An 8,633-nucleotide genomic window follows, 5' to 3' on the forward strand; every position below is an offset into this window, starting at 1 on the left:
GCCGTACCCGCCGATCATGATCGGCGGCGGCGGCGAGCAGCGGACCCTGCGGCTGGTGTCGAGGCCTGCGCGACGCGGACCGGCCTGAGCGCCGCCCGGCCAGCGGTGGCCCCGGCCAGCCGGGCCACTGTCCGGATCGCTGGCCGGGGCCGGTTTTCCGTTGTCCGGCAAGCGTTTCGGCGGTGCCGCGCCGGGTCTCGGCGGGGTGCGACGGTGGGCCTCGACGGTGGGCGGCGACTACGATGCCGTCCGCGCTGAACCGTGCCGCAAGGGGCGTGGATCTGGGCCTGCCACCGGTTCCGGCCGAGGTGACGGACCGGGCGGTGCGCTCCGTTACGGAGCTGTTGCCGGCAGGTGTCTTGACGGCACGGGATGTGAGCGTTAACACTGAGGTTCGTCATCGGCGGAGGTTGAACATGAGCGGTGTGGACGAAGCGGGCGATCGGTACGTCGTCGGGGTCGACTACGGCACCCTTTCGGGGCGGGCCCTGGTGGTCCGGGTTCGCGATGGTGCCGAGTTGGGGACGGCGGTGCACGAGTACCGCAACGCGGTCATCGACTCCGCCCTGCCGGACGGCGGGACGCCCTTGCCACCCGACTGGGCGTTGCAGGATCCCGAGGACTACCGCGACGTGCTGCGCTACGCCGTGCCCGCCGCCGTGGCCGCCGCCGGGGTGGACCCGGGCGACGTCGTCGGCATCGGCATCGACTTCACCGCCTGCACCGTCCTGCCGACGCTCGCCGACGGCACTCCGCTGTGCGAGGTGCCGGAGCTGCGCCAGCGCCCGCACTCCTGGGTGAAGCTCTGGAAGCACCACGCCGCCCAGCCGCACGCCGACCGGATCAACGCGCTGGCCCACGAGCGCGGCGAGCCGTGGATCGGCCGCTACGGCGGCAAGATCTCCGCCGAGTGGCAGTTCGCCAAGGGGCTGCAACTCATGGAGGAGGACCCGGAGGTCTACCACCGGGCCGAGCGCTTCATCGAGGCCGCGGACTGGATCGTGTGGCAGCTGTGCGATGTCGAGACCCGCAACGTCTGCACGGCCGGCTACAAGGGCATCCTGCAGGACGGCCAGTACCCGTCGACGGACTACCTGACCGCACTCAACCCCGGCTTCGGCGACTTCGTGGCCAAACTGGACGGACCGCTGATGCCGCTGGGCGGCCGGGCCGGCGAGCTGACCGCCCGCGCCGCCGCGTGGACCGGCCTGCCGGAAGGGATCGCGGTGGCCGTCGGCAACGTCGACGCCCACGTCACCGCGGCCTCCGCCCAGGCGATCGCGCCGGGCCGGCTGGTGGCGATCATGGGTACCTCCACCTGCCACGTGGTCAACGGCACCCAGCCCGCCGAGGTGGCCGGGATGTGCGGCGTCGTCGACGGCGGCATCAGTGCCGGCGCATGGGGCTACGAGGCCGGACAGAGCGGCGTCGGTGACATCTTCGGCTGGTTCGTCAAGCACGCCGCCCCGGCCGGGGCGGACTCGCACGAACGGCTCACCGAACTGGCCGCGGCCCAACCGGTCGGTGCCCACGGCCTGGTCGCGCTGGACTGGTGGAACGGCAACCGCTCACTCCTGGTCAACCACGACCTCAGCGGACTGATCGTCGGTCTGACCCTGGCCACCCGGCCGGAGGACATCTACCGGGCCCTGCTGGAGTCGACGGCGTACGGCACCCGGATGATCGTCGAGGCGTTCGTCGAGGCGGGGGTGACGGTCGACGACCTGGTGATCGCCGGCGGTCTCACCTCGAACGAGCTGCTGATGCAGATCTACGCCGACGTGACCAACCGGCCGCTCGGCATCATCGGCTCTGCGCAGGGGCCGGCGCTCGGTTCGGCGATCCACGCCGCGGTCGCCGCCGGGGCGTACCCCTCGATCCACGAGGCGTCGCAGGCGATGGGCCGGGTGCAGGAGGCGGTCTACCGGCCGGACCCGGATCGGGTACGCGCGTACGACGCCCTCTACGCCGAGTACCGGACGCTGCACGACCACTTCGGTCGGGGCGCCAACGACGTGATGCTGCGCCTGCGGGCGATCCGGAACGCGGCCGTCGAGTCGGCCGCCACGCAGAACGAGGCCCCGCTGGAGGTGGTCGCATGAGCGTCGAATCAACCCTTGAACTGACCGAGCTGCGCGAGACCGTCGCCCGCCTGCACGGCGAGCTGACCCGCTACGGCCTGGTGGCCTGGACGGCCGGCAACGTCTCCGCGCGGGTCCCCGGCCGCGACCTCATGGTGATCAAGCCCAGCGGCGTCGACTACGACGACCTCTCCGCCGACAACATGGTGCTCTGCGACCTCGACGGCGTGCCGGTCGAGGGTGAGCTCTCCCCGTCGAGCGACACCGCCGCGCACGCGTACGTCTACCGTGCCATGCCCGAGGTCGGCGGTGTCGTACACACCCACAGCACGTACGCCACCGCGTGGGCGGCCCGCGGCGAGTCGATTCCCTGCCACCTGACCGCGCAGGCCGACGAGTTCGGCGGGGAGATCCCGGTCGGCCCGTTCGCGCTGATCGGCGGCGACGACATCGGCAAGGGCATCGTCAGCACCCTCACCGGGCACCGCTCGCCCGCGGTGCTGATGCAGAACCACGGCGTCTTCACCATCGGGCGCAATGCCCGCGCCGCCGTCAAGGCCGCGGTGATGTGCGAGGACGTCGCCCGCACCGCGCACCTGGCGCGGGCGCTCGGGCAACCGGTGCCGATGGCGCAGGCCCACATCGACGCCCTCTACGACCGCTACCAGAACGTCTACGGCCAACGCCCCTCGCCTCCGGCGAACTCCAGCCGGCCGCGGGTCGCCCCGGCGCCCCGCGACTGAATTCGCACCACCCACTGGATCCACACCACCAGCTCAGGCCGCCCGCGCACGTCGGCGGGCGGCGTGGACACCCGCACCCACCTGAGGAGATCCGATGAGAAACATGCGAATGCCCCGGCGCGCGATCGGGGTCGTCGCCGCCGTCCTGCTGGCCGGCAGCGTGGCCGCCTGCGGCAACAGTGACACCGGAGAGGGGGCCGACGACGGCAAGATCGTCCTCGGCTTCTCCCAGGTCGGCGCCGAGAGTGGCTGGCGTACGGCCAACACCAACTCCATCAAGGAGGCCGCTGCGGAGGCGGGCATCGAGCTGAAGTTCGACGACGCCCAGCAGAAGCAGGAGAACCAGATCAAGGCCATCCGCAACTACATCCAGCAGAAGGTCGACGTAATCGCCTTCTCGCCGGTGGTGGAGTCCGGCTGGGACACCGTGCTCAAGGAGGCCAAGGACGCCGGCATCCCGGTCATCCTGACCGACCGCGCGGTGGACTCGGCCGACAAGTCCCTCTACAAGACCTTCCTCGGCTCGGACTTCGTGAAGGAAGGCCGGCTGTCGGGGGAGTGGCTGATCGAGAACAAGAAGGACGCGACCGGCGACGTGAACATCGTCGAGCTGCAGGGCACCACCGGCTCGGCTCCGGCCAACGACCGCAAGAAGGGCTTCGCCGAGGCGATCGCGGCCGACCCGAAGCTGAAGGTCATCGCCTCCCAGTCGGGTGACTTCACCCGCGCCGGTGGCAAGCAGGTCATGGAGCAGTTCCTGAAGGCCCACCCGAAGATCGACGTGCTCTTCGCGCACAACGACGACATGGGTCTCGGTGCCCTGGAGGCGATCACCGCAGCGGGCAAGGTGCCCGGCCAGGACATCACCATCATCACCATCGACGCGGTCAAGGACGGCATGCAGGCCCTGGCCGACGGTAAGTTCAACTTCATCGCCGAGTGCAGCCCGCTGCTCGGGCCACAGCTGATGGACCTGGCCAAGAAGGTGCACGCCGGTGAAGAGGTGCCGGCGCGGATCGAGACCGAGGAGACCACCTTCACCCAGGAGCAGGCCAAGGAGGCCCTGCCCAACCGCAAGTACTGATCGACGCCCGGGGCCGCCGCTGACGTGGCGGCCCCGCCGCGTCGCTCACCTACCCGACGGACTGGGCGCTGACCCGAAACCCCCGTGCCGTCTCCGCCCGGCCGCCCGCTCAGGGGCGGCCGGGCGGGACGCCACGGGGGCGCTGTGGCCCTTCCGTACCGAGAACCCAGAAGAAGGTCTGATGGGATGACGGATAGCCGTCCGGTCCTCACGATGACCGGGATCAGCAAGTCCTTTCCGGGGGTGCGCGCACTCCACAATGTCGACTTCCGGCTTTTCCCCGGCGAGGTGCACGCCCTGATGGGCGAGAACGGCGCTGGCAAGTCGACCCTGATCAAGGTGTTGACCGGCGTCTACGGCATCGACGACGGCATCATCACCCTGGGCGGGGAGCAGGTTGCCTTCAGTGGGCCGATGCAAGCCGCCGCCGCCGGGGTCAGCACCGTCTACCAGGAGGTCAACCTCTGCCCCAACCTGTCGGTCGCGGAGAACATCTTCATCGGCCGCGAGCCGCGCCGCTTCGGTGCCGTCCGTTGGGGCGAGGTCCGACGCCGGGCCCGGCAGCTGTTGGCCCGGCTGGACCTCGACATCGATGTCACCGCACCCGTGGCGTCGTACTCGCTCGCCGTCCAGCAGATGATCGCGATCGCCCGCGCGATCGACGTCCAGGCCCGGGTGCTGATCCTGGACGAGCCGACCTCCAGCCTGGACGCCGGTGAGGTCGAGCAGCTGTTCCGGATCATGTGCCAACTGCGCGACGAGGGCATCGCCATCCTCTTCGTGACCCACTTCCTCGACCAGGTCTACGGGATCGCCGACCGGATCACCGTGCTGCGCAACGGCACGCTGGTGGGGGAGCACCCGACCGCCGAGCTGCCCCAGCTGGCCCTGGTCGAGAAGATGATCGGCAAGGAACTCGACGTTCTCGAACGGATCGAGGAGCATCCCCGGCGGGAGCTGGCGGCCCTGGAGGGCGGGACCCCGTTCGTGGAGGTGTCGGATCTCAGCCGTAAGGGCGCGGTCGCTCCGTTCAGCCTGACCATCCACGCCGGAGAGGTGGTCGGCCTGGCCGGGCTGCTCGGCTCCGGCCGGACCGAGGTGGCGCGGCTGCTGTTCGGCGCCGACCGCGCCGACCGTGGACAGGTCGCCGTGGGCGGCAAGTCGACGGGTCTGCGTACTCCGGTGCAGGCCATCGACCACGGCATCGGGTTCTGCTCGGAGAACCGCCGCGCGGAAGGGATCATCGCCGACCTGTCGGTCCGCGAGAACATGATCCTCGCGATGCAGGCCGCCCGCGGCTGGCTGCGCCCGATCCCGCGGCGCCGCCAGGACGAACTCGTCGACAAGTACATCAAGGCGTTGAGCATCCGCCCCGCGAACCCCGACGTGCCGGTGCGCAACCTCTCCGGCGGCAACCAGCAGAAGGTCCTGCTGGCCCGGTGGCTGATCACCGAGCCCCGACTGCTCATCCTCGACGAACCCACCCGCGGCATCGACATCGGGGCCAAGGCCGAGATCCAGAAGCTCGTGGTGCAGCTCTCCGACGGTGGCATGGCGGTGCTGTTCATCTCCGCCGAACTCGAGGAGGTGCTGCGGCTGAGCCACAAGATCGCGGTGATGCGCGACCGCGAGCTGGTCGCGCAACTCACCAACGACGACGCCGTCGACGCCGACCGCGTCATGCAGACCATCGCCAGCGGGACACAGCGGGAGGAGGCGAACCAATGAGCGAGCGTCAGCGAGCGAATCATCGGCGCAGTGTGTTGGTGCCTCATGGTGGCGCGGAGCGAAGCGGAGCGCCGGCATGAGTGAGCGTCAGCGAGCGAATCATCGGCGCAGTGTGTTGGTGCCTCATGGTGGCGCGGAGCGAAGCGGAGCGCCGGCATGAGCGACGCCAAGAACCGCTTCCGGGCCATGGTCGGCCACCGGCTGTTCTGGCCGGTCGCCGTGCTCGTGGTCATGCTGGCGGCGAACACGCTCTACCGCCCCGGCTTCCTGACCATCGAGGTCAAGGACGGCCACCTGTACGGCACCCCGGTCGACATCCTCCGGCTGAGCGCGCCGCTGATCCTGGTCGCGTTGGGCATGACCCTGGTCATCTCCACCGGCGGCATCGACCTCTCGGTCGGCTCGGTCTGCGCCATCAGCGGCGCCATCGCCTGCCTCTACATCAGCAAGGCGCCGGACCAGAACGCCCTCGGCATGGTGCTGACCGCGCTCGCGATGGCGGTCGGGGCCGCACTGGTACTCGGCGCGTGGAACGGCATCCTGGTCTCCGTGATCGGCATCCAACCGATCATCGCCACGCTCATCCTGATGGTGGCCGGCCGGGGCCTCGCGCAGCTGATCACCGAGGGCCAGATCATCACCATCAACTCCGGCCCGTACCGGGCGATCGGTCTGGGCCACTTCCTGACTCTGCCGCTCGCGATCTTCATCGCGTTGGCCGCGGCCCTGCTCGTCGCGGCGTTTACCCGCCGCACCGCCCTCGGCATGATCATCGAGTCGGTGGGTGGCAACCGGGAGGCCAGCCGCCTGGCCGGCATCCGGTCGGGCCGGGTGGTCTTCCTCGTGTACGTCGTCAGCGCCGTGTGCGCCGCGATCGCCGGGTTCATGATGACCGCCAACGTCTCCAGCGCCGACGGCAACTCGGCCGGGCTCTGGGTGGAGCTCGACGCGATCCTCGCGGTGGTCATCGGTGGCACGTCCCTCGCCGGCGGCCGGTTCTTCCTCAGCGGCACCATCCTCGGTGCGCTGATCATCCAGACCCTGACCACGACGGTGTACGCCATGAACATCTCACCGCAGACGGCGCTGCTGTTCAAAGCGGTCGTCGTCATCGCCGTCTGCCTCGTCCAGGCGCCGGCCTTCCGGGCCAGGTTCAGCCGCCGCCGACGCGGCGCCGCGCCCCCGGAGGCGTCGCCGCAGCGGCAGAAGGAGCAGGTGCCGGCATGACGTTGAACTCGCTGACCACTGTTCCCACCTGGGCCCGGCTGCCGCGGCGGCACGTGCCGGTGCTGGCCACCCTCGCCCTGCTCCTGGTCATGTACGGCATCGGCGTCTCCCAGTACCGGGCGTTCTCGAACATCCAGGTCATCTTCAACGTCTTCATCGACAACGGGTTCCTGCTCGTGGTCGCGGTGGGGATGACCTTCGTGATCCTCACCGGCGGCATCGACCTGTCGGTGGGCTCGGTCGTCGCGATGACGGCGATGGTTTCGGCCTGGTTGCTCCAGTCCGGCCTGCCCGCGTTGCTGGTGCTGGTCATCGCGTTGCTCATCGGGCCGACCCTCGGGTTCCTGATGGGCTGCGCGATCCACTTCTTCGAGATCCAGCCGTTCATCGTCACACTCGCCGGGATGTTCTTCGCCCGTGGCATGTGCACGTTCATCAGCGGCGCCTCGATCCCCATCACGGACGGCTTCTGGACCACGATGTCGCAGTACCGGATCGGGGACCCCCGGGGCAATTTCGTCTCGGTCAGCGTGCTCGTCGCGTTCGCCGTGGTCGCCGTCGCCGCCTACCTGCTGGCGTACACCCGCCTCGGTCGCAACGTCTACGCGATCGGTGGCAATCCGCAGTCGGCGCTGCTGATGGGCCTGCCGGTGGGACGTACCCGGATCGCGGTCTACACCATCAGCGGGCTGTGCTCGGCGATCGGCGGGATCCTGCTGTCGTTCTACACGCTTTCCGGAGCGCCGCTGATCGCCGTCGGGATGGAACTCGACGTGATCGCGGCCGTCGTCATCGGTGGCACCGTCCTCACCGGTGGCTCGGGCTATGTCTTCGGCACCGTGCTCGGCGTGCTGGTGCTCGGCGTGATCCAGACCCTGATCACCTTCGACGGAAGCCTCAACTCCTGGTGGACCAAGATCGTGATCGGCGGCCTGCTCTTCGCGTTCATCCTGCTCCAGCGCCTCATCGGCATCCGCTACAAGTAACCCTCCCTCTCGCGGAAGGCAACGTCCATGGCAACACACTCTGAACCCGAGGTCTGGTTTCTCACCGGAAGCCAGGCGATGTACGGCGAGGACACACTCCGGCAGGTGGCCGACCAGTCCCGTCAGATCGCCGCCCTGCTCGACGACTCGCCGCACATTCCCGCCCGGGTGGTCTGGAAGCCCGTCCTGACCACCAGCGCCGATATCCTGGAGGTCTGCCGGGATGCCGCCGTGCAGGGGGCGGTCGGGGTCATCGCCTGGATGCACACCTTCTCGCCGGCGAAGATGTGGATCGCCGGCCTGGACGCGTTGCAGACACCGCTGCTGCACCTGCACACCCAGGCGAACGAGCAGTTGCCGTGGGCCGAGATCGACATGGACTTCATGAACCTGAACCAGGCCGCCCACGGCGACCGGGAGTTCGGGTACATCCAGACCCGGATCGGGGTGGCCCGCAAGACGGTCGCCGGGCACGTCACCGACCCGCGTGTCGCCGCCCGCGTCGGTGCCTGGACCCGGGCGGCGATCGGCTGGTCGGCGATGCGTTCGCTGCGCCTGGCGCGCTTCGGCGACAACATGCGCGACGTCGCGGTGACCGAGGGGGACAAGGTCGAGGCGGAGCTGCGCTTCGGCGTCTCGGTGAACACCTACGGGGTCAACGACCTGGTGCGGGTGGTCGACGAGGTGGCCGACGCGCAGGTGGACGACCTGGTCAAGGAGTACGACGACACCTACCGCGTCGTCGCCGCGTTGCGGCCCGGCGGTGAGCGGCACGACTCGCTGC

At 69.5% G+C, this 8,633-nt stretch carries 6 protein-coding genes and 1 pseudogene; all 7 read left to right on the forward strand.

The genetic code is table 11. From position 1 onward, the window contains the following. Positions 1–416: 416 nt before the first annotated feature. A complete protein-coding gene (gene araB, locus AB0M52_RS26085; RefSeq protein WP_363958765.1) occupies positions 417–2,102 on the forward strand; it encodes a ribulokinase in 1,686 nt (561 codons plus the stop codon). Then, positions 2,099–2,824, forward strand: coding sequence for an L-ribulose-5-phosphate 4-epimerase (locus AB0M52_RS26090; RefSeq protein ID WP_363958768.1), 726 nt, complete (start codon positions 2,099–2,101; stop codon positions 2,822–2,824). Before araB ends, AB0M52_RS26090 begins: the two co-directional genes overlap by 4 nt. Before the next feature lie 94 nt (positions 2,825–2,918). After that, positions 2,919–3,908 carry an ABC transporter substrate-binding protein gene (locus tag AB0M52_RS26095; RefSeq protein ID WP_363958771.1) on the forward strand — a complete coding sequence of 330 codons (990 nt, stop codon included), beginning with the start codon at positions 2,919–2,921 and terminating at the stop codon, positions 3,906–3,908. A gap of 186 nt (positions 3,909–4,094) precedes the next feature. After that, the gene (locus tag AB0M52_RS26100) at positions 4,095–5,636 is read left to right on the forward strand and encodes a sugar ABC transporter ATP-binding protein (RefSeq protein WP_363958774.1); all 1,542 of its coding nucleotides are present in this window, start codon (positions 4,095–4,097) and stop codon (positions 5,634–5,636) included. A 156-nt stretch (positions 5,637–5,792) separates the two neighbouring features. Next, entirely contained in the window at positions 5,793–6,863 is a 1,071-nt protein-coding gene (locus AB0M52_RS26105) for an ABC transporter permease (protein ID WP_363958777.1), read from the forward strand. Next, positions 6,860–7,849 carry a galactofuranose ABC transporter, permease protein YjfF gene (gene yjfF / locus AB0M52_RS26110; protein WP_363958780.1) on the forward strand — a complete coding sequence of 330 codons (990 nt, stop codon included), beginning with the start codon at positions 6,860–6,862 and terminating at the stop codon, positions 7,847–7,849. Before AB0M52_RS26105 ends, yjfF begins: the two co-directional genes overlap by 4 nt. A 27-nt stretch (positions 7,850–7,876) precedes the next feature. Further along, positions 7,877–8,633: pseudogene (locus AB0M52_RS26115) on the forward strand (L-arabinose isomerase); the annotation flags it as partial.

Source organism: Micromonospora sp. NPDC051296 (assembly GCF_040682255.1).
Taxonomy (GTDB): Bacteria; Actinomycetota; Actinomycetes; order Mycobacteriales; family Micromonosporaceae; genus Micromonospora; species Micromonospora craterilacus.